The 22,172-nt window shown below is 72.6% G+C and carries 17 protein-coding genes; 10 read left to right on the top strand and 7 right to left on the bottom strand.

The window, feature by feature from the left end; translation table 11 throughout:
- The first annotated feature begins 549 nt into the window (after positions 1-549).
- On the top strand, positions 550-1,905 hold the full coding sequence (locus tag KBY19_RS11455) for a CdaR family transcriptional regulator (RefSeq protein ID WP_185018619.1): 1,356 nt from the start codon (positions 550-552) through the stop codon (positions 1,903-1,905).
- Between the two features lie 26 nt (positions 1,906-1,931).
- Here KBY19_RS11455 and KBY19_RS11460 read toward each other — a convergent pair whose 3' ends face one another.
- Positions 1,932-2,603: a hypothetical protein gene (locus KBY19_RS11460; RefSeq protein WP_185018618.1), complete on the bottom strand. Its 672-nt coding sequence runs from the start codon at positions 2,601-2,603 to the stop codon at positions 1,932-1,934.
- A 668-nt stretch (positions 2,604-3,271) separates the two neighbouring features.
- Between KBY19_RS11460 and KBY19_RS11465 the strand changes: the two genes are divergently transcribed.
- Both KBY19_RS11465 and KBY19_RS11470 read left to right on the top strand, forming a co-directional pair.
- Positions 3,272-5,218, top strand: coding sequence for a long-chain fatty acid--CoA ligase (locus KBY19_RS11465; protein ID WP_210965699.1), 1,947 nt, complete (start codon positions 3,272-3,274; stop codon positions 5,216-5,218).
- A gap of 138 nt (positions 5,219-5,356) precedes the next feature.
- On the top strand, positions 5,357-6,445 hold the full coding sequence (locus KBY19_RS11470; RefSeq protein ID WP_307843491.1) for an isoaspartyl peptidase/L-asparaginase: 1,089 nt from the start codon (positions 5,357-5,359) through the stop codon (positions 6,443-6,445).
- Positions 6,446-6,463: 18 nt separating this feature from the next.
- Here KBY19_RS11470 and KBY19_RS11475 read toward each other — a convergent pair whose 3' ends face one another.
- Positions 6,464-7,636, bottom strand: coding sequence for an acyl-CoA dehydrogenase family protein (locus KBY19_RS11475; RefSeq protein ID WP_210955086.1), 1,173 nt, complete (start codon positions 7,634-7,636; stop codon positions 6,464-6,466).
- Positions 7,637-7,682: 46 nt separating this feature from the next.
- Complete coding sequence (locus KBY19_RS11480) at positions 7,683-9,170, bottom strand: 3-hydroxyacyl-CoA dehydrogenase (RefSeq protein ID WP_210965701.1); 1,488 nt, start codon at positions 9,168-9,170, stop codon at positions 7,683-7,685.
- A gap of 143 nt (positions 9,171-9,313) precedes the next feature.
- Between KBY19_RS11480 and KBY19_RS11485 the strand changes: the two genes are divergently transcribed.
- Together KBY19_RS11485 and KBY19_RS11490 are read left to right on the top strand one after the other, a co-directional pair.
- On the top strand, positions 9,314-10,240 hold the full coding sequence (locus KBY19_RS11485) for a LysR family transcriptional regulator (protein ID WP_099885402.1): 927 nt from the start codon (positions 9,314-9,316) through the stop codon (positions 10,238-10,240).
- Positions 10,241-10,281: 41 nt separating this feature from the next.
- A complete protein-coding gene (locus KBY19_RS11490) occupies positions 10,282-11,523 on the top strand; it encodes an acetyl-CoA C-acetyltransferase (protein ID WP_099885401.1) in 1,242 nt (413 codons plus the stop codon).
- An 82-nt stretch (positions 11,524-11,605) separates the two neighbouring features.
- Here KBY19_RS11490 and KBY19_RS11495 read toward each other — a convergent pair whose 3' ends face one another.
- Positions 11,606-12,541, bottom strand: coding sequence for a helix-turn-helix transcriptional regulator (locus KBY19_RS11495; protein ID WP_247690869.1), 936 nt, complete (start codon positions 12,539-12,541; stop codon positions 11,606-11,608).
- A 490-nt stretch (positions 12,542-13,031) separates the two neighbouring features.
- Here KBY19_RS11495 and KBY19_RS11500 point away from each other — a divergent pair, with 490 nt between their 5' ends.
- Entirely contained in the window at positions 13,032-14,360 is a 1,329-nt protein-coding gene (locus tag KBY19_RS11500; protein ID WP_307842276.1) for a glutamine synthetase family protein, read from the top strand.
- A complete protein-coding gene (locus KBY19_RS11505) occupies positions 14,361-15,515 on the top strand; it encodes an amidohydrolase family protein (protein ID WP_185018611.1) in 1,155 nt (384 codons plus the stop codon).
- A gap of 105 nt (positions 15,516-15,620) precedes the next feature.
- On the opposite strand, the gene KBY19_RS11510 is transcribed toward KBY19_RS11505, so the two are convergent.
- The 3 genes from KBY19_RS11510 to KBY19_RS11520 form a co-directional block, all read right to left on the bottom strand.
- Positions 15,621-16,136, bottom strand: a complete 516-nt coding sequence (locus tag KBY19_RS11510; protein WP_099885398.1) for a lytic polysaccharide monooxygenase auxiliary activity family 9 protein — start codon at positions 16,134-16,136, stop codon at positions 15,621-15,623.
- Between the two features lie 173 nt (positions 16,137-16,309).
- Complete coding sequence (locus tag KBY19_RS11515; RefSeq protein WP_099885397.1) at positions 16,310-17,383, bottom strand: PP2C family protein-serine/threonine phosphatase; 1,074 nt, start codon at positions 17,381-17,383, stop codon at positions 16,310-16,312.
- A gap of 196 nt (positions 17,384-17,579) precedes the next feature.
- Positions 17,580-18,452, bottom strand: coding sequence for an NAD(P)H-binding protein (locus tag KBY19_RS11520; protein ID WP_210955090.1), 873 nt, complete (start codon positions 18,450-18,452; stop codon positions 17,580-17,582).
- Between the two features lie 166 nt (positions 18,453-18,618).
- On the opposite strand from KBY19_RS11520, the gene KBY19_RS11525 reads away from it, so the two are divergent.
- From KBY19_RS11525 to KBY19_RS11535, 3 genes are all read left to right on the top strand, one after another.
- The gene (locus KBY19_RS11525) at positions 18,619-20,430 is read left to right on the top strand and encodes an AMP-binding protein (RefSeq protein ID WP_210955091.1); all 1,812 of its coding nucleotides are present in this window, start codon (positions 18,619-18,621) and stop codon (positions 20,428-20,430) included.
- A gap of 28 nt (positions 20,431-20,458) precedes the next feature.
- Positions 20,459-21,427 carry a LuxR C-terminal-related transcriptional regulator gene (locus tag KBY19_RS11530; protein WP_247690870.1) on the top strand — a complete coding sequence of 323 codons (969 nt, stop codon included), beginning with the start codon at positions 20,459-20,461 and terminating at the stop codon, positions 21,425-21,427.
- A gap of 194 nt (positions 21,428-21,621) precedes the next feature.
- Positions 21,622-22,172: hypothetical protein (locus KBY19_RS11535; protein WP_210965702.1), on the top strand; the 551-nt coding region annotated here is incomplete at its 3' end.

Below are 22,172 nucleotides of genomic sequence, written 5' to 3' on the forward strand. Positions count from 1 at the left end.
CTGTACTCCGCACCGGGGCGACATTCTCGGCACAGCCGTTGCTCATCGCACGTGACGCTGCGCCCGCCATTTCCGTATGCCCTTGTCGAGCAGCTGGCAGAACGGACGTTACGCACTGGTAACGCGGCGGTGCAATACCCCGGTTCAAGATGCGGTTCGGCGTTTCCGCTCGGGTGCTTTTCTTGTCAACAAGAGAGCATCGGAGCGCTGTTGCGGGGGCCTGGTTCATCACCGGGTGCGCGTCCCCTACCGCACGGGATGACGTGCGCACAGCACGGTGGCAGCGTGGTGACTCCCGCGTGCACCCCCCAACCTTCCGCGTTCCGCAGGGGCTGCGCCCACGCGTCGGCTGGTCTATGGTCTGCGGTGCGCGAGCGCCGATGCCGTACCCCCCGCCGGCCCGGGTGACGCCCCGCGCGGCTGAGGAAGGCAGTACGCGTTCCGTCGGAGCCCGCCCGGCCGCACCGGCCGCGCGCACACCGGACTCGTCCCCCACCTTGGCCGGTTGGCTTTCGCCCTGCTCCGAGGCCGACAGCGGAAGGTACGTCCATGGTGCAGACAGCAGCAGCTTCCCGGGCCAGAACCCAGCCGCCGGGGCCGCTCCCCCAGGAACTGGCGGCCGTGATGTGGCCCGAACTCCCCGCAGTGGCAGAGGAGATGGTGCACGAGATCGGACACGCGGTACCCGAGTACCGGCCGCTGCTCGAAGGCTCCTACCGGACGGTTCTGCTGCACTGTGTGCGCCAGAACCTCACCAGCTTCGTCGAGCTGGTCGCCGACCCCGCCGCTCCCACGGCAGAGCGCGACCAACTGTGCCGCAGGCTCGGCCAGTTCGAGGCCCACGAGGGCCGGGGGCTGCACTGCCTCCAGTCGGCGCTGCGCGTCGGCGCCCGGGTGGGGCTGCGCCGCGCGACCACCGTCGGCACCCGCTACAACCTGCCCGCCTCCTTGATCGTCGCCTTCGCGGACGCGGTGTTCGCCTACACGGACGTGATCGAGTCGCTGTGCCGCGAGGGCTATGTGGCGGCCAGGGGCGGCGGTGACGACGCATGGGAGTCGCAGCGGGGCCGGCTGCTGCGGCTGATCCTGGCCGGAGTGAGCGACGTGGTCACCGCGGACCGCGTCCGGGGCGCGGCGAACCGGGCCGGCACATCGCCGGGTCCCGAGCCCTCGCCCCCTTCGCCGCTCACCGAGTTGGCCGGGCGCGTCGGCTGGCGGATTCCGGAGCAGGTGACCCTGGTGGCGCTGGCCCCGGACGCCGGCCGGAACGGGTTACGGCTACCGGGCCGGCTCGACGAGGACATCCTGACCGACCTGGGCGACCAGCGGCCGCACCTGCTGGTACCGGGCGAGGTGGACGAGCCGCGGGCCGCCCGGCTGGAGTCCGCGCTGGACGGCCGCCGCGCGGTGCTCGGCGTGACGGTCGGGCTGGGCAGCGCCGCCGACTCGCTGCGCTGGGCCCGGCAGACGCTCTCCCTCGTGGAGTCGGGCGTCCTTCCCGAAGCGCCGCTCACCCGCTGCGAGGAGCACCTGGTCACCTTATGGCTGACGGGTGATCCCGCGCTGGCCGAGCGGCTGGCCGTACGGCAGCTGGCCCCGCTGTCCGGACTGACACCGGGGCAGCGGGAGCGGCTGGTCGACACGTTACGTACCTGGCTGACGACCCGGGGGACGGCGGCCCAGATGGCACAGGTGCTGCATCTGCACCCGCAGACGGTGCGCTACCGGATGCGGGCGCTCAAGCGCGTACTGGGTGCCCAACTCGGCGATCCCGACCAGCGGTTCGCCACCGAGCTGGCACTGCGGGCACTGCATCTGCGGGGCCGGGCGGGCGTGCGGCCCCCGGCCGGCGCGCATACGAAGGGCCGGGAGCCTGAGCTGCCCAGGGGGCACGAGGGGGACTGACGGGCCGCCGGGATCGGCCGTCCGCCTCAGGAGTCGGCCGGCTCCGCGGGCGGGGCCGCCTGGCCGAGCGTGAGGGTGAGGGTGTTGCCCTCCCCCGGCACCATGCTGTTGATGACCGGGGTGGCCAGCAGACAGTGCTCGAACTTCGGGATGGTGTAGGTCCCGCTCAGCTTGCCGCCCTTGAAGACGTTGAAGCCGGGCTCGGAGTCGAGGTCGATGACGGCCGGAGTCTTCGTCTTGCAGTACGGCCCGACCGGGGTGGGGATACCGCCGATCTTGAGATTCTTCAGCCGCAGCGTCAGATGCGAGGTGGTGCTGACGGCGCCGGTTCGCACGTCGAGGGTCCCGGTGGTCGGCTCCTCCTCGATGAACTCCGTGGTGACCGTGACGGGGATGCCGAGCGCCCTGAACGAGCCCGGTGCGTCCGGGAGTTGGGTACGCGCGGTCAGAGCGCCGGTGGTCATGTCGGTCGAGGTCTTCAGGGTCCCGGGGCCCAGCGTCAGATCGCTGTCGGTGCCGGAGAGGTGGGTGGTGCCGCTGAGCGGGTAGTCGAGCTGGACGGGTGCGGCGGCACCGGATTCCGCGTGCGCGGTACCGGCGGCCAGGGCGGGGGCCACACAGCCGAGCGCGGCGGCGACGGCCACACCGGCGCGGCGCGCGGCTTTGGAGCGCGGGGATGCGGACAGCGTGCGTCTCATATCAACTCCTGAATGTCGAGGAACGCACTTACGCGCATGAGCGGACCCCGTGGCCGACACGGGCCGGGCCACGGGGTCTGGGCCGCGGAAAGCGGCCAGGGATATGACTCGCGAGCCATGACGCCGACGGAATGGCGGCGCCCCGGTGAAAACGAACGCTACGGGCGGGTAACCGGTCTTGCAACAGCCATTTCTTGATTTCTTCGCAGCCGCCGAAATGGACGGCAATTCTTGTCTGTGCCCGCGCAATGCGAGGGAGTTCTTCATCGACCGCTGAGCAGCCGCGGCGGCCGTACGGCCGCGTCGCCCCGCACCAACGGTGGCGACCGCACCGCTCGCGCCGTCCCGCTCGGCTTGCGTCGGCACATCCGTCGGCGTCGGCACGCCTCGGCCGTGTCCGTACACATCCGCCGCGTCGGCTGGCGCCGCGGCCCCGACCGGCACACATCCGCCCTGTCGGCCCGCATCGGTCCGCGTCCGCACGCGTCAACCAGCGGCGGCCGCACCGCCACTGTCGTCCCGCGCCGGTCCGCGTCGTCGGCGGCGGTTCGCGGGGCGGTTTGCGTCGGGGGCATTGATTTCTCCTTACGCGTGAGTAAGTTGACTCTCCCGTCACCAAGCGCACCACCCCAGGCACCACACCCGCACCCGCGAACAGGAGCCGAAAGATGGGCGTCTGGAAGGACCTCAGGACAGCGAAACGCCGTGGCGAGTCGGCGAGCCGCGGCCCGGTGAAGGTGGTCAAGGAGGGCGGCACGGTACGCGAGGCCCGTGCCGACCCGCTGGTCCCGCCCGCCACCTCCGGAAGCCTCGCCGATCTTCCCTTCACCAACGCCACCGAAGCACCCGAGGCGATCGTCGTGCGCCGCAAGGTCGGCAACGAGTGGATTCCGGTGTCCGCCGCCGGCTTCGCCCGGGAGGTCGGCCAAACCGCGAAGGGGCTGGTCGCGGCCGGGCTGGAGCCCGGGGCCAGGGTCGGGCTGATGTGTCGTACGCGCTACGAGTGGTGCGTGCTGGACTTCGCCGTCTGGGCGGCCGGCGGCCAGACGGTGCCCATCTATGCCACCTCCTCCACCGAACAGGTCGAGTGGATCCTGCGCGACTCGCAGGCCGCCTTCCTGTTCGTGGAGACGGCCGAGCACGCCGCCACGGCCGAGCCCGCGCTGGCGGCGCAGCCGAGGCGGCCACGGCTGTGGCAGATCGACCCGTCCACCGGCAGTCGTCCCGCGCTGGACCAACTCGCCGAGGAGGGGCGGCGGATATCCAACGAGGAGATCACCGAGCGCCGTTCGGCCCTCGGCCCCGACACCGTCGCCACCCTCTGCTACACCTCCGGCACCACCGGAAAGCCCAAGGGCTGTGTGCTCAGCCACGGCAATCTGCACGCCGAGGCCGCCAACACCGTGGAGTTGCTGCACCCGGTCTTCAAAGAGGTCACCGGTCAGACGGCGTCCACCCTGCTCTTCCTGCCTCTCGCGCACATCCTCGGCCGCACCATCCAGATCGCCTGTCTGTTCGCCCGGATCGAGTTCGGGCACTGCCCCAGCATCAAACCGGCCGAGCTGCGGCCCGAACTGCGCTCCTACCGGCCGACGTTCGTCGTCGGTGTGCCCTATCTCTTCGAGAAGATCCACGACACCGGCCGGGAGACGGCGGAGAAGCTGGGGCGCGGCTCCTCCTTCGACCGCGCCGACCGGATCGCGGTGCGCTTCGGTGAGGCGTATCTGCACAAGTTCCTCGGCACCGGCAAGGGCCCCTCGCCGGGCCTGTATCTGGCCTGGGGCCTGTACGACCTGCTGGTCTACCGCCGCGTCCGCAAGGAGCTGGGCGGCAGGCTGCGCTACGCCATCAGCGGCGGCTCACCGCTCGACCGCCGCCTCAGCCTGTTCTTCCACGCGGCCGGCGTGGTCATCTACGAGGGCTACGGGCTCACCGAGACATCGGCCGCCGCCACGGTCACCCCACCGCTCGACCCGCGCCCCGGCACCGTCGGCCGCCCGATACCCGGCACGGCCGTGCGCATCGCGGACGACGGCGAGGTCCTGATCAAGGGCGGCATCGTCTTCGGCTCGTACTGGAACCGGCCTCAGGAGAGTGCCGAGGTGCTGACCGACGGCTGGTTCGCCACCGGAGACCTCGGGACGCTGGACGAGGACGGGTATCTGACCATCGTCGGCCGCAAGAAGGACATCCTCATCACCAGCGGCGGCAAGAACGTCTCCCCGGCGCCGCTGGAGGACCGGCTGCGCAGCCGTCCACCGGTCGCGCAGTGCATGGTCGTCGGCGACGGCCGCCGCTACGTGGCGGCTCTCATCACCCTGGATCCGGAGGCGGTGGCGCACTGGCTCCAGGTGCGCAAGCGGCCCCTCGGCACCCCGCTCGCCGAGCTGCGCGAGGACCCCGGGATGGTCGCCTGTGTGCAGCGGGCCGTCGACCATGCGAACGAAGCCGTCTCCAGTGCCGAGTCCATCCGCCGGTTCCGCATCGTCGACGGTGAGTTCACCGAGGACAACGGGCTGCTGACCCCCTCGCTGAAGGTGAAGCGCCAGGCCGTGGCCGAGGCGTACGCGGACGAGATCGAGGCCCTCTACAGCGAACGGGGTGCCGAGCAGTAGGGTGCGCGCGTTCCCAGGTCACGGACCGAGGAAGGGATGGGCATGCGTGCTCGGATACGGCTACGTCCACGCTCAGGTTCACGTACACGCTCAAGTCCACGTCCGCGCTCGGGTCCACTCCCTCGCCGCGGAGCACGGGTGTTCGCGGCGCTGGTGGGGGCGACCACGCTCGCGGCGGTACTCGTCGCCGTGCCCCGGGACGGTGGCGGATCGCCGAGTGGCCCTGGTGACGCCTCCGCCGGCTCCCCCGCGGCAGCCGCCGCGCCCGCGCCCGCCGGGAGGGCGAAGCCGGACGCGCGCGACGTGGTGCTCGCCGTGCACGGTGGCGCCGGGACCGCGCTGAAGCGGGAGGAGACGAGTCCGCAGAAGGAGAAGGCGTACCGGGACGGCCTCCGGCGCGCGCTGCGCGCCGGAGGCCGGGTGCTGGACGCGGGTGGCAGCAGCACCGAGGCCGTGGAGAAGGCGGTACGCGTCCTGGAGGACGACCCGCTGTTCAACGCGGGCAAGGGCGCGGTCTTCACCGCCGACGCCGGCCACGAGTTGGACGCCTCGATCATGCGCGGCTCGGACATGAAGGCCGGTGCGGTCGCCGGCGTGAAGCACGTACGCAACCCGGTCACCGCGGCCCGGCTGGTCATGAAGGAGACCCGGCATGTGCTGCTCGCGGGGCAGGGCGCCGACGACTTCGCCGCCCAGCAGGGCCTCAAGCCGGTGACGCAGGACTACTTCTGGACCCAGCGGCGCTGGGACCAGCTGATGGAGGCCAAGGGCGACAAGTCCGTGAAGGACGTCACCAAGGGCACGGTGGGCGCGGTGGCCAGGGACAAGAAGCGGAACCTGGCCGCCGCCACCTCCACCGGCGGGCTCACCGACAAGATGGCGGGGCGCGTCGGTGACTCGCCCGTGATCGGGGCCGGGACGTACGCGAAGAACAGCACGGTCGCCGCCAGCGCCACCGGGCAGGGGGAGGTGTTCATCCGCGGGGCCGCCACCGCGACGATCTCCGCCCTGATGGAGTTCGAGCGCAAGGACGTCGCTTCGGCCGCGTACGAGGTGCTGATCCGGCGGCTGCCGAAGCTGGGCGGCGACGGCGGCGTCATCGCGCTGGACCGCGACGGCACCTTCGACGCACCGCACAGCAGCGAGGGCATGCTGACCGGCCATCTCACCCGGGACGGCGAGCTCGTCACCCGTATCTTCGCCGACGAGTCGCCGCCCAACCGGTGAACGGCCCGCCCCCTGCGGTCACGTCAGGGCGTCGACCCCGGTCAGCGCCCTGCCGATGATCAGCTTCTGCACCTGGCTCGTGCCCTCGTAGAGCGTGAGCACACGGGCGTCGCGCAGGTACTTGCCCGCCGGGTACTCGTCGATGAAGCCGTAGCCGCCGAAGGTCTGCAGGCAGTTGTTGCTGACCTTCACGGCCGTCTCACTGGCGTGGTACTTGGCGATCGAGGCCTCGGTGGCGTACTGCCTCGGCGTGGCGCCCGCGTCCGCCATCCGCGCGACCTGGTAGGTGAGCAGCCGGGCGGCGCGGATGTCCACCTCCGACTCGGCCAGCAGCTCCTGCACCAGTTGGAAGGAGGCGACGGGCTTGCCGAACTGCTCGCGCTCGGTGGCGTGGCGCACGGCCGCGTCCAGCGCGCCCTGCGCGAGCCCCACCGAACCGGCCGCCACCGAGATCCGGCCCCGGGAGAGCGCACCCAGCGCGATGCCGAGCCCCTTGCCGACCTCACCGAGGCGTGCGGAGTCGGGCACCCGCACGCCGTCGTAGGTGAGTTCGGCGGTGGCCTGACCGCGCAGGCCGAGCTTGCCGTGGATCTCCGTCGCGGTGAAGCCCGGTGTGTCGGTCGGTACGAGGAAGGCGGTGATGCCGTCCTCGCCGGTGCGGGCGAAGGTGAGGGCCACGTCGGCGACGGTGCCGTTGGTGATGAACATCTTGGCGCCGTCGATGATCCAGTCCCCGGACTCCGCCCCGCCGTCCCGGCGGGCGCGGGTGCGCAGCGAGCCCGCGTCGGAGCCGGTCTCCGGCTCGGTCAGCCCGAAGCAGCCGAGGGCCGTACCGGCGGCGAGCCGTGGCAGCCATTGCTGCTTCTGTTCCCCGGTGCCGTGCGCGGCGATCGTCTTGGCCACGAGGCCGAGTGAGACGGAGACGATGCCGCGCACCGACGAGTCGCCACGGCCGAGCTCTTCGGTGACCACCGCGTAGGACAGCATGTCGACCGGTACCCCGCCGTACTCCTCCGGCAGGGTCAGGCCGAGGAAGCCCAGTTCCCCCAGCCGCCTGGGGATCGCGGGGTCCACCGCCTCCTCGCGGTCCCACTCCCTGGCGTGCGGTATCACCTCCCGCTCCACGAAGTCGCGCGCCATGCCGCGCATGTCCCGCTGCGTCTCGCTCAGCCCGAAGTCCCGGTGATCCATGTGGCTCCAACTCTCCTGAGGGGGCGGAAGAAAGGGGGGCCGGGTCTCATTCCGGCAGGCTCGCCATGGGCGTGCTCAGCGGGAGGCCCAGACCGGCTCGATGGGTGAGCCAGGGGGTGGGGCGGTAGCGGGAGTCGCCGGTCTCCTGGGCGAGGGCCCGCAGCAGGGCGAGGATCCGGGCGGAGCCCACGGTGTCCGCCCAGGCCAGCGGGCCTCGCGGATAGCCCAGGCCCAGGGTGACGGCGGTGTCGATGTCGTCGGGCGCGGCGATACCGCGCTCGGCGATCCCGGTGGCGACGTTCACCACGGAGGCCAGCAGCCGCTGCGCGACCGAGCCGGCGGTGTCCCGGACGACGGTGACCGGGTGGCCGTCCCGGGCGAGAACGGCGACGGCGTCGCGTACGGCGTCGTCACGCGTGGCCGGGGTCACCGCCAGCACCCGGCGCGGGGTGCCCAACGACAGCGGGTCTACCCCCAGGGTGCGCTCAGCGGGCAGCCCTTCGTCGGCCACCGCGGCGGCGACCGAGGTGCCCCAGGTCGGTACCAGGACCAGGGCGTCGTCCGGCGTGGCACCGGATGTGGCGAGGCCGGCCAGTTCGCTGCCGGTGACCCGGACGGCCCGCTCGGCGTCCCCGCCCTCGATGCGGGGTTCGGGCAGCGAGGGCCCCGCCTCGCCGTCGCCGTACGCGTAGAAACCCCGTCGGGACTTGCGTCCGTACAGCCCGGCCGCGACCCGGTTGGCCGGCAGATAGGAGGGGCGCAGCCGGTCCGCGTGCCGGAAGCCGTCCCAGACGGTGTCCATCACGGAGGCCGTCACATCGAGCCCCGTCAGGTCCATCAGTTCGAACGGGCCCATCCGGAGCCCGAGCACGTCGCGGGCGATGCGGTCGATCGCCGGGTGCCCCGCGACGGACTCCTCCAGCAGGGCGAACGCCTCGGTCACCAGTCCGCGCCCGGCGTGGTTGACGAGGAAGCCGGGGGTGTCGGCCACCGTGACCGGGCGGTGTCCCGAGTCCGCCACCAGGGCGACCAGCAGTTCGACCAGACTCTCGCGGGTGGCGGCGCCGGGCACCACCTCGACGAGCCGCATCAGGGGGACGGGGTTGAAGAAGTGCAGCCCGGCCAGCCGTCCGGGATCGGCGAGCCGGGCGCCGATCCGGGTGACGGACAGCGAGGAGGTGTTGGTCGCGAAGGCGGTCGAGGCGGGCAGCACCCGCTCCAGGCCGGTGAACAGCTCGGCCTTGACCTCCAGGTCCTCCAGCACCGCCTCGATCACCAACTCGGGGGCCGCCCCGTCCCCGGCGGTGGCGTACGGCGAGTCGAGTGCCAGCAGGGCGGCCGTCGCGCGGTCGGCCTCGGCGCGGCTCGTCCTGCCCTTCTCCACCGCCCGCTCCAGCATGGCGCGTACGAAGGAGACCGCTTCGGCCACCGCCTCGGGCCGTGCGTCGGCGAGTTCCACCGTGTGCCCGGCCGTGACGGCCCACTGAGCGATGCCACGGCCCATGGTGCCGGCTCCGACCACCCTGATCCGCATGTAGGGCTCCCTCTCCTCAAGTCCGCGCGGTTCCACGCTGTCAGCGACCATTGATCTGCGTCCAATACCAAATTAGAGTCTTTTTGAGACGAGCAACAGATCAGTGGCCTTCTCGGGCCGCCCCTCTCGGAAGTGAGCCCACCGTGGAGCTGCGCTACCTCGCCGCGTTCGTCGCCGTGGCGGAGGAACTGCACTTCGGCCGGGCCGCCAAGCGGCTGCACATGGCCCAGCCGCCGCTCAGCCAGCAGATCCGCCAACTGGAGAAGGAGCTGGGGGTGCAGCTGTTCGAGCGCAGCACCCGTTCGGTGCGGCTCACCGGCGCGGGCGAGTCCTTCCTGGCCCCGGTCCGCAAGGTGCTGGCCGACCTGGACGCCGCCACCCGGGTCGCCAAGGCCGCGGGGCGGGGCGAGTTCGGGCGGGTCAGCGTGGGCTTCGCGGGGGCCTCCAGCCACACCTCACTGCCCCTGCTGACGCGTGCGGTCCGCACCGCACACCCCGGCATCGAGCTGGTGATGCAGGGCCAGAACTACGCCAACCGGGCCCTCGCCCGGGTCGCCGAGGGCTCCCTCGATCTCGGCTTCGTACGGCTGCCGGTGACCCGGCCGGGAGTGGAGACCCGCGTGATCGCCGAGGAGGAGCTGATCTGCGCGCTCGCCTCCGATCATCCGCTGGCCCGCCAGGAGCGGGTGGACGTCGCGGACCTGGCGGGCGAGCCGTTCGTCAGCTTCCCCGCCGACGCCGGCTCCAGCCTGCGCGATGTGACCTTCAGGACCTGCGAGCGCGCCGGGCACATCCCCCGTGTCGTACAGGAGGCACCGGACTCGTACACCATCCTGGCGCTGGTGGCGATGGGTGTCGGCGTCACCCTCACGCTCACCTCCTGCACCCACATCCAGCAGACGGGCCTGGTCTACCGCCCGTTGGCCGGGCCGCCCGTGGTGCTGCGTTCGGCACTCGCATGGCGCGCGGACAACCCGTCGGCCGCGCTGCGCAGCGTGCTGGACGTGGCGCGGGAGGTGCTGCCCGCCCCCTCACCCCCGGCGCCGGACCCCCGAGGGGGGACCGAGTGACCGGCAGCCCGTCCCGTCCCGGAGAACCAGGAAGGCTTCCCATGTCCGACAGCCCCGGCAGCGCCGACATCGTCATCTGCGCACCCGTGCGCACTCCTATCGGCCGGTTCGGCGGCGCGCTGGCCGGGCAGCGCCCGCAGGCGCTGGCCGCGCTGGTGATCTCCGAGATCGTGTCACGTACGGGCATCGACCCGGCACGGGTGGACGAGGTGATCCTCGGCCACGCCTACCCCACCTCGGAGGCGCCCGCCCTGGGACGGGTGGCCGCCCTGGACGCGGGATTGCCCGAGTCGGTGACGGGCACCCAGATCGACCGGCGCTGCGGTTCCGGCCTGCAGGCGGTGCTGGATGCCGCGATGCAGATACGGGCCGGGTTCAGCGAGGTCGTCATCGCGGGCGGCGCCGAGGTGATGAGCGCTGCTCCGTACTACACCCACGAGGGCCGCTGGGGCATCAAGGGACCCGGCCTGACGCTGCACGACTCCCTGGCCCGCGGCCGAGTCACCGCGGGCGGCGAGAACCATCCGGTACCCGGCGGGATGATCGAGACCGCCGAGAACCTGCGCCGGGAGTTCTCCGTCAGCCGCGCGGACCAGGACGCGCTGGCGCTCCGCTCCCAGCAGCGGGCCGCACGGGCGCTGGCCGAGGGCAGGTTCGAGGCGGAGACGGTCGCGGTGACCGTACGGAGCCGCAAGGGCGACACGCGGGTCGACACGGACGAGCACCCCCGTCCGGAGACCACCGCCGAACAGCTCGCCGGGCTGCGCCCCGTCCGGCTCAAGGAGGACCCGGAGGCCACCGTGACCGCCGGCAACGCCAGCGGCCAGAACGACGCGGCCGCCGGCTGCCTGGTCACCAGCGCAGCGACCGCCGAGCGGCTGGGGCTGCGACCGCTGGTGCGGCTGGTCTCCTTCGCCCGGGCGGGCGTACCCGCACGGACGATGGGCCTCGGCCCGGTGCAGGCGACCCGGGACGCCCTCGCCAAGGCCGGGCTCGAACTGGCGGACCTGGACCTCATCGAGCTGAACGAGGCGTTCGCCGCGCAGGTCCTCGCCTGCACCCGGGCCCTCGGCCTGACCGAGCGGGACCACGAGCAGCGGATCAACGTCAACGGCTCCGGCATCTCGCTGGGCCACCCGGTGGGCGCGACGGGCGCGCGCATCCTGGCCACGCTGGCCCACGAGATGCGGCGCGGTGGCGCCCGCTTCGGCCTGGAGACGATGTGCATCGGCGGCGGCCAGGGGCTGGCTGCCGTCTTCGAACGCGTACCCGACGCGGGCTGATCCGCAGGGCGGGGCGGGCCTCCTGCCGGAAGCCGGGCCGCGGAATCCGGGCCTTGCACGTGCGGGCCGGGAACCCGGGCGGCTAGGAGCGGGAGAAGCGCCCCGCCAGCGGCTCGGCGGGCTCAGCGGCCTCGGCGGGCTCGGCGGCCTCGGCGTCGGGCAGCTCGTCGGCGATCTGCCGGAGCATCTCCCGGGTCTGGGACGGCGGCATCGAACGGGTCACCAACCGGTCGGTGACGCGGCGGTACGCCTCGATGTCGGCGTCGTCCTCGAGGTAGGTGGCGCTGTGCAGCTGCTCCAGATACACGATGTCGGGCAGCTCGCTCTCCGGCAGCCGCAGCAGCGTGACGGGGCCGCCCGCTGCCGCGTGCCCGCCCGCGCTGAAGGGCATGATCTGCACCGTCACATGCGGCAGTTCACTCATCGCGCTCAGATGCCGCAGCTGGGCCCGCATGGTGGCCGCCCCGCCGACGGGGCGGCGCAGCGCGGCCTCGTCGATGACGGCCCATACGTGCGGGGCGCGCGGCCCGTAGAGGATCTGCTGGCGCCGCATCCGCAGGTCCACCCGCCGCTGGATGCCCGCCTCGGGCTCCTCGTCGTGGAGCAGTTCGATCACGGCGCGCGCGTACTCCCCGGTCTGCAGGAGGCCGGGGACGAACTGCACCTCGTAGGTGCGGATGACGCTGGCCGCCTGCTCCAGGCCCAGATAGGTGTGCAGCCAGCGGGGGACGGCGCCTTGGAAGGACTGCCACCAGCCGGGCGTGTTGGCCTGCTCGGCCAGCGCGGTCAGTACCGCGCGTTCGCTCTCGTCCGTGACGCCGTAGATGGTGAGCAGGTCCGCGACGTCCCGCAGGGCGCAGCCGGTGCGGCCCTGCTCCAGGTCCCGGATCCGCTGATGGGTGACCCGGATGGCCTCCGCGGCCTCCCGGCGGGATATGTACTGCGCCTCGCGCAGCCTCCGCAGCCGGATCCCCAGCACCATCCGGGGCACGGCCGGAGACGCACCACCTCCATCCATCGAACCGTTCTGCACAGCGTCTCTGGCGGCCGGTTCACCGCCAGTGACGTCAGTGATGCGCATACCGCTGCTCCCGTACCGTAGCCGCATTGGTCTCGCCACCTTCCAAGTTTCCCTCCCCGCTCCGATGTGGCCTCATTGGGGTACCTGCCCAACTAGCCCCGCAGTCAGGCACGTCGTACCCAGGCTTCTTGCCGTTGGCACATCCCGCGGCGCACCACGGGGCCGATCGGGGCGGTCCCGGCGGCGGACCGGGACGGTTTCCGTACCGGATCGGTCACCCCGTCGCACGCCGCCTTGCCCTGATCGCGAAGGGGGAGTAAACGCCTCGTGCATGGGAACCACACGGCGGACGCCGGCATCCGGGGCGGGCCCCGCGACGCGGACGACAGCGCAGACGACGGAGCACCACGGGCACCGGCCGGAGCGGGAACCCGGACCCGACCAGGAGCGGGCCCGTGCGGCGGCGGCGCGACTGGCCCACGCCGGGGTGCACGGTACCGCGCTCACCTGGGTGGACAACGCGGGGCTCACCCGTGTAAAGGCCGTACCGGTCGACCGGCTGCCGCAGGCCGTCGGCTCGGGGGTCGGTATGTCCCCGTGCTTCGACGTCTATCTCGTCGACGACTCGATGACCGCCGGTGAGTACATCGGCGGCCCGGACGGGGATCTGCGGCTGGTGCCGGACCTGGACCGGCTGACGGCGCTGGCGGCACAGCCCGGCTGGGCGTGGGCACCGGTGGACCGCTACGAGCAGGACGGCACCGCGTACGCCGCCTGCCAGCGCGGTTTCGCACGGCGGATGGTCGAGCGGGCGCGGGCCGAGCACGGTGTCGAGCTGCGGATGGGGTTCGAGACCGAATGGGTGGCCGCACGCGGCCCGCTGTCGGCCGTCGGGGACACCGACGCGCCGGAGTACCCGACGTCCGGTCCGGCGTACGGCATGACCCGGCTGGTGGAGACCTCGGACTATCTGCGCGACATCCTCGCGGCGCTGACCGCGCAGGGCGTCGAGGTGCTGCAGATCCACCCCGAGTACGCGGCCGGGCAGTTCGAGGTGTCGGTCGCGCCGTCCGACCCGGTGGGCGCGGCCGACCTGGCGGTACTGGTACGGGAGACCGTGCGCGCGGTCTCGCTGCGGCATGGGCTGACGGCCTCGTTCGCGCCGGTGGTCGACCCGGGCGGGGTGGGCAGCGGAGGGCATCTGCATCTGAGCCTGTGGCGGGAGGGACGCAACCTGTGCGCGGGCGGCGAGGGGCCGTTCGGTATGACGCCGGAGTGCGAGGCGTTCCTGGCCGGGGTGCTGCGGGAACTGCCCGCGCTGCTCGCGCTGGGCGCCCCCTCCCCCGCCAGCTATCTGCGGCTGCGGCCCTCCCGTTGGGCAGGTGCCTTCCACTGCTGGGGGCTGGAGAACCGGGAGGCGGCGCTCCGCTTCATCGCGGCGGGCCGCGGCGCCACCGCCGACGGCGCGAACGCCGAGGTCAAGTGTGTGGACTCGGCGGCCAATCCGTATCTGCTGGTGGGTGGCGTCATCGCGGCGGGGCTGGCCGGCCTCGGTGAGCCGGCCGGCACCGAGGGGGCCGGTGCCCGGTTGCCCGCGCCCGTCGCGGGCGATCCGGCGCACAGCGACCCCGGGCCCGATCCGCTGCCCGGCTCGCTCGCCCACGCGCTGGCACGGTTCGAGGCTTCCCCGGTGCTGCGCGCGGCCCTGGGCGAACCGCTGTTCGATGCGATCCGCGCGGTGCGGGCGGGTGAGATCGAGCTGTTCGAGGGGGCGAGCGATCGGGAGATCGCTGCCGCGACCCGGGGGAGGTACTGAATGCCCGCATCCACACCGACATTCCCGCCACTGGTCGACCAGCACTGCCATGGAGTGCTCAGGGCCGGACCCGACCCGGTCGCGTTCGAGGGGTATCTGACCGAGGCCCATGTGCCGCAGCGCCCCGCTCCCTCGCCGGGCTCCGCTCCCGGGGACACCGGCCCCGCGTTCAGCTACTTCGACACCCAGCTGGGGTTCGCCGTACGGCGATGGTGTGCCCCCGTGCTCGGCCTGGAGCCGCACTGTGCGCCGGGCGACTATCTGGAGCGGCGCGCCCAGCTGGGCACCGCCGAGGTGACGGGCAGGCTGCTGCGCTCCGCGGGCATCTCCGCCTTCCTCGTGGACACCGGGCTGCCCGGCCCGCTGCTCACCCCCGGCGAACTGGCCGAGACGGCAGCCGCCGAAGCGCACGAGATCGTCCGCCTCGAACGGCTGGCCGAACGGGCGGCCGACACCGCACGGGACACCCACACCTTCCTGGCCGAGCTCTCCGACGCCGTACGCGAAGCGGCCCGTACAGCGCGCGGTTTCAAGTCGGTGGTCGCCTACCGCTGCGGCCTGGACCTGGACCCCGTACCGCCCGGCACCTCGGCGATCTACGCGGCGGCCGACCGCTGGCTGGCCTCCCGGGTGCAGGGCGGCAAGCTCTCCGACCCGGTACTGGAGCGGCATCTGCTGTGGTCGGCCGTACGCACGGGGCTGCCGCTGCAGCTGCACACCGGCTTCGGCGACCCGGACCTGCGCCTGGATCGCTGCGACCCGCTGCTGCTGACCGACTTCATCCGCGCGACGGCCCCCTACGGAGCTCCGCTGATCCTGCTGCACTGCTATCCCTACCACCGCGGCGCGGGCTATCTGGCCGCCGTCTTCCCCCATGTGTACGCCGACTTCGGCCTCACCCTGACCCACACCGGGGCCCGTGCCGGCCTAGTGCTGGCGGAACTGCTGGAACTCACCCCGTTCGGCAAACTCCTCTTCTCCACCGACGCCTACGGCGTCCCGGAGCTCTATCTGGTCGGTGCCCGCCTCTTCCGCGAGGCGATCACCGGCCTGACGCGGCAGTGGGTGGAGCGGGGCGAGTGGTCCCGCGGCGACGCGGACAGGGTGACAGAGATGATCGCGGGCGGCACGGCCAGGCGGCTGTACGGGCTCTAGGGCCGATGTACGCGCGCGGCGGTGCCACGCCCGCGGCGGCCGCTCGGCACAGGCCACCCCCTCACCGCCGTGCGGCGGTGAGGGGGTGGCCTGTGCAGGGCGGGGTCAGCCGATGTTCACATCGACGCACGCGTAGAACGCGTTGGCGGTGTCCGCGACGTTCCACACCGCCAGCACGGTCTGCCGTCCGGAGAAGTCGCCGAAGTCGACGTCGTGCGACAGCTGCGACGGCGGCTGCTGCCCGCCCTGGTCGAACTCGGCGATCTTCTGGCCGTCGATGTAGTACTGCCAGGTGGTGGTGCGGTGTGCGGCCGTCAGCGTCCAGTTGAAGGTCGCCGACTTGCCGACGTTCGCCACGTTCCAGCCGTGGTTGTCGTCGCGCAGCTCGGCCCACTCGTCGTGGCCGCCGGCGCAGTCCTGGAGGCCCTTGGGGCCTTCGACGCTCTGCGGCTCGTACTTGATCGAACCGCATTCGACGACTCCGGCGGCGCACTGGGCCTGCCGGCTGGCCGGGTCGCTGATGTAGCCGTGGGCACTGGCGGGGGTCACCGACAGGCCGAGGACGAGCAAGGGGGAGAGTCCGGCACCGATGAGCGCGGCCAGCTTCCTCTTTTTGTGCATGTCAACTCCTTCGGCGGCAGGACCGGCACGCCGGAGCGCACGCCGGGGCCGGTCCCGGTGGGGGGTCATCCGATTGGTCTAGACTTTAACCACTGTCTGTCCACGGTCAAGACATCGGACATCATCGACGGCTGACCGGCCCTCACCCGGCGGACGGCCCACCGCGGAACCGCTCAGCGGCCCCGGGTGAGCACGAGCACCGCCATGTCGTCCTGCCGCTGGCCCCCCGTCCACTCGGTGACGGCCTCCACCAGCGCGTCCGCCAGCGCACCCGGGCCGCACGCCAACCCGCCGAGCCCGCGCTCCACGTCGAAGAAGGTGCCCTCGGCGTTGCGGGCCTCGGTGACCCCGTCGGTGACCAGGACCAGCGAGTCGTCCGGCGCGAACGGGAAGATCTCCTCGACCGGCTCTCCGTTCGGGGAGCCGAGCCCGGTCGACAGCGGCAGTTCGGGGTGGGTCGGCTCCAGGCAGACGACGTTGCCCTCGTGCAGGAGATAGGGCGGCGGATGGCCCCGGTTGAGCACGGTGACCGTGTCGCCGGCGACCGGGATCTGGACGAGCAGCGCGGTGACGAACCCCTCGATGTCGTCCGCCGTGTCCCTGCGCCGCTCACCCTCCCGGTCGAGCGCGCGATCGAGCCGGTCGGCCAGGTCGTGCAGGGACGGCGCGTGTTCGGCCGCCTCCCGGAAGGCACCGACGGCGACCGAGACGGCCGAGACGGCGGGCAGCCCCTTGCCGCGCACATCGCCGATCATCGCGCGGATGCCGAACGGCGACTCCTGGAGCGCGTACAGATCGCCGCCGATCGCGGCTCCGATCTGCGCCGCCACATAGCGGTCCGCGACCTTCAGCGGCCCGATGTCGGTGGGCGGCGCGGGCAGGACGGCACGCTGCGCCGCCTCCGCGACGGTCAGCGCGACGGCCAGATTGCGGCCCTGCCGGTCGACGAGCCATTTGATCCACAGCCCCACCAGGCTGACGACCAGCACCGCGATGACATCGATCAGCAGCGCCGCCCCCTCGCGCCCCGCGTACCCGGCCGCGCCCGCCGCCACGCTCGCCACGAAGGCGAACAGCGCGGTGGACCGGAAGGAGTAGCTCATGCCCGCCACCATCGAGGTACAGGCCAGCAACGGCAGCCCGTAGTACGGCTTCGGGGAGAACACGCCCGCAGCCACACCCGAGAGCAGCAGCAGTGGCGGCGCCACGTACGGCACTCTGCCCAGTCCATCCGCGGGGCCGCCCACCCAGCTCTCCTCGTCCGTATCCGTCCGACGCCTACCCAGAGCCGACGCCCTGTCGTGGTGATTCTCCCATTTGCCGATATTTCCGCACGATGCGACCGGACGGGATGGCGGCAAAGGACAGCAGCGGCGCTCCCGGTCCCCGGACTGCCAGGGGCGGGGGCCGGGATTCACCCGATCGGCGTGCGAGCCGCCCCGGTCACAGCAGGGGGCGCAGCCGCTCCCAGGCCCAGGAGCCCAGCGTGGTGGGCGTGGTGGTCAGCAGCGTCCGGGCGTCCGCGGGCCGGAAGCCGTCCCGCATCCACACCGACATCCCCACGAAGCCCTCCACCTGCTTGTCCGACAGCCCCGCCGCCCGCAGCGTCGCGCGCAGTTCGTCGTCGCTGATGCGCTCGGCCCGCACCGGGCGGCCGAGCGCATCAGTGAGAATCGCGGCCGCCTGCGCGTAGGTCAGATCCTCGGGACCGTGCACGGCCTGCACCCGCTGCCCCGTCCAGGCGTCCGACAGCAGCCGGGCGGCGGCCACATCGCCGATGTCGCGCGGATCGACCCAGGGCATCGGATGGTCCAGCGGCAGGGTCGTACGCAGCAAGCCCTCGTGGCGCAGCGCGTCCACCTCGCTCCACAGGTTGCTGTAGAAGAAGCCGCAGCGCAGATGGAGCACCGCCGCTCCGGTCGCCTCCAGCAACTCCTCCGTACGGCCGAGCCCGTCGATCTCCCCCGCCCCCGACCGCAGCTCGGCGCCGGTACTGCTGAGGAAGACGGTGCGCCCGATGCCGTTCTCGCGCACGGCCCGCGCCGCGTTCGCACCCATCCTGGCGTACCCCGCCACCGGATCGTCGTCGGCGGTCGGCGGGTCGACCCAGAACAGCGCCTCGGCGCCCCGAGTGGCCCGTACGACCGCGTCCCCGTCGCCCTGGTCGCAGCGGACGACATCGGCACGCTCGCGCACCTCCGCCGCCAGCCGGGCCGGATCGCGAGCCAGCAGGGTGGGGCGCACTCCGGCCTGGAGCAGCAGGTGGACGACGCGTGAGCCGACATGGCCGGTGGGGGTGGTCACCACGATCTTCATGGCTGTGCCAACTGTTGCGCGCCGCCCGGCGTCACGGCGGCGGACCCTGCCGGCGCCCGGCACGCTCCCGGCGGGTGACCGCTACCCCCGACAAGGGGTAGCGGGCCGGTCCGTACGGCAGGTATGTGTGACGCACGACACCCGACGGAGCCTGTGGAGGTCGCTCATGTCCGCATCCGCACCGCGCGGTGCGCACACCGCCGAGCGCAGCTACGCCTCAGGGGTTTCGACGACCCCGCTGCTGGGCGACACCATCGGGGAGAACCTGGACCGGACCGTCGCCGTCCACGGTGACCGGGACGCCCTGGTCGACGTGGAGGCCGGGCGACGCTGGAGCTACCGGGAGTTCGCCGCCGACGTCGAAGCCGTCGCCGTGGGTCTGCACGCGCGGGGCATCCGCAAAGGCGACCGGGTGGGCATCTGGGCTCCCAACTGCCCCGAGTGGACGCTGGTCCAGTACGCGACCGCGAAGCTGGGCGCGATCCTGGTCAACATCAACCCCGCCTACCGGGCACACGAACTGGCGTACGTCCTCGGCCAGGCGGGCGTCCGCATGCTGGTGGCCGCCCGCAGCCACAAGGGCTCCGACTACGCGGCGATGATCCGGCAGATGCGCGGCGAGTGCCCGGCGCTGTCCGAGGTGGTGCTGATCGGCGCGGGGGGAACCGGGGAGACCTCCCCGCGGGGGCCGGAGGAGGAGTGGGACAGGCTGCTGGAGTCGGGCCGGGCGCAGGACCCCGCGCGGGCCCGCGCCGTGCTGGACGGTATCGCCGCCACGCTCTCCGCCGACGACCCCGTCAACCTGCAGTACACGTCCGGCACCACGGGTTTCCCCAAAGGCGCCACCCTCTCGCACCACAACATCCTCAACAACGGCTTCTTCGTCGGTGAGCTGTGCCGCTACACGGAGGCGGACCGCATCTGCCTGCCGGTGCCCTTCTACCACTGCTTCGGCATGGTAATGGGCAACCTGGCGGCCACCAGCCACGGCGCCTGCATGGTCATCCCCTCCCCCGCCTTCGAGCCGCAGGCGGCGCTGCGCGCGGTGCAGGAGGAGCGCTGCACCTCGCTGTACGGGGTGCCGACGATGTTCATCGCCGAGCTGGCCGAACCCGACTTCGACTCCTACGACCTCACCAGCCTGCGGACCGGCATCATGGCCGGATCCCCGTGCCCGGTCGAGGTGATGAAGCAGGTCATCGAGCGGATGGGGATGGCCGAGGTGTCGATCTGCTACGGCATGACGGAGACCTCGCCCGTCTCCACCCAGACCCGCGCCGACGACACGATCGAGCGGCGGGTCTCGACCGTGGGCCGGGTCGGGCCGCACCTGGAGGTCAAGGTCGTCGACCCGGCCACCGGCCGGTGCCTGCCGCGCGGGGAGCCCGGCGAGCTGTGCACCCGCGGCTACTCGGTGATGCTCGGCTACTGGGAACAGCCCGAGGCCACCGCCCAGGCCATCGACGCGGCGCGCTGGATGCACACGGGGGACCTGGCGGTGATGGACGACGACGGGTACGTCAAGGTCACCGGCCGGATCAAGGATGTGGTCATCCGGGGCGGGGAGAACATCTATCCGAGGGAGATCGAGGAGTTCCTGTACACCCACCCCCACATCCTCGACGCGCAGGTCGTCGGGGTGCCCGACGAGCGCTACGGTGAGGAACTGATGGCGTGGATACGGATGCGGGAGGGTGCGGCACCACTCACGGCGGACGGCGTGCGCGAGTTCTGCAGGGGCAAGCTCGCCCATTACAAGATCCCGCGCTATGTGCACACGGTCGACGCGTTCCCGATGACCGTCACCGGCAAGGTGCGCAAGGTCGAGATCCGTGAGAAGTCGATCGAACTGCTGGGCCTGACGACACCCACCGGAGCCGCGTCCGACCCCGGAACCGGGACCAGGACCGAGTCCGTGGCCGATCGGGCCGCGCCCGGTTCCGGGCCCGGCCCGCGCCCGGCCACCCCGTCGAACTGACCACTGTTGTGCAGCGGAGGAGTCGAGGTTGCCTTCACCCGACCGTTCCCGTACCCGTTCCCACTCCCCGGGCGGCCCGGTGCCCTTCCCCCGGTCCCCGCTGCGGCCCGACGATGCCGACGCGTTCCGCCACGCCCTGCGACTGGCGCGGCAACGCACAGGTGTGCGTACGGTCTTCGGCGGCGAGGTGGCCGACGGTGCCCTGCGGCTGACGGAGTTCACCGGCACCCTCACCGACTCCATGCGCGGTCTGCGCGTGGTGCCCGGCCGAGGGCTGGGCGGCTACGTCCTCGCACATCAGCGCCCCTACGCGGTCAACGACTACGTACCGGCCACGACGATCACCCACGACTACGACAGCCCCGTGCGGCGGGAGGGCATACGCGCGATCGTGGCCGCACCGGTCACCGTGCAGGGCGGGGTGCGGGGCGTGCTCTACGCCGCCACCCGCGACACCACGCCGCTGGGGGACCGCGCCACCGCCGCGCTGATGGACGCCGCGCGGCGGCTGGCCGGTGAGATCGCCGTCCGCCAGGAGGTCGACCGGCGCGTCCGGCTGCTGGAGACCGCCGTCGAGGCGCCGCCCGCCCAACCCCCGGCGCCCGGCCTCGACGCGCTGCGGGACCTGCACGCCGAACTGCGCGGCATCGCCCAGCAGATCGAGGACACAAAGCTGCGGGACAGGCTGCGGCACGCCTGCGACCGGTTCCTGCGCGCCGGGATCGAGGGCGACGGAGGCGACACCGGCCCGCAGGGGGGCGACTCCGGCGCCGGCCCGCACGCCGACCGGACCGAGGACCGCCCGCGCCTCTCCCCGCGCGAGCTCGACGTCCTCTCGTACGTCGCGCTCGGGTGCACCAACGCGGAGGCCGCCCAGTACCTGGGCCTGGAGCCGGAGACGGTCAAGGCGTATCTGCGCAGCGCCACCCGCAAGCTGGGCGTCCACAGCCGCCACCACGCGGTGGCGGCAGCCCGGCGGCACGGCCTGCTGCCGTGACCCGGACGGCGGCCCGGACGACAACCCGGACGGCGGCGCCAACTCCGACACCGACGGCCTGCCGGTCCCGGCTGACCCCGATCGGCGGATCGACGCGGAGCCGGGTCGTTCGTTAACCCCCACATGATCACTGCACAACGACACCCCCTTCCGTTCCTGGCGACACCGCAGCACCACGGAGAGGCGGGCGCGCGATGAGCAAGCGGCAGAAGGGACGCAAGCACCGCACGGTCAACCGCACCCCTCGCCCGGTCGGTTCCGCCGCACCGGCGAGGGCCACCCGGGCGACGGCCACCCGGGCGACGGTGACCAGCCCCGCGGCGTCCGGCCTGACGGCAACCGGCCCGACGGCGACGGACCCCGCGGCAGCCGGCGGAGCACCGGCTGCCCGCGCCGAGGCGCCCGCGCCCGAGACCGCGCCCGCACCTCGACCGGCACCCGCGCCCGCGCCCGCGCCCAAGACCGAGACCGAGACCGCGCCGCCAACTGGGGCGTCAACCGCGGCGCCGGAGAGCGCACCGGCCGCAGTGTCCACCCCGGAGGCGGTGAGTGAGCTCTTCCGGACACCCGCCCGCGACGGAGGGCTCGGACAGAGCGCGGGCCGTACCTGGGAGCGGGTGCGAGCGGCGGGCGCGGCCGGGACCGCGGTCGAGGAGTTGGCCGCCGAGGTGGGTTACCAGGAGCGCACCGTGCTCAAGCACCTGCTGGGCCTGGCCGCACACGGGCTGGTCGAACAGTACGGCCC

Source organism: Streptomyces sp. B15 (genome assembly GCF_018070605.1).
GTDB classification, from domain to species: Bacteria; Actinomycetota; Actinomycetes; order Streptomycetales; family Streptomycetaceae; genus Streptomyces; species Streptomyces smyrnaeus.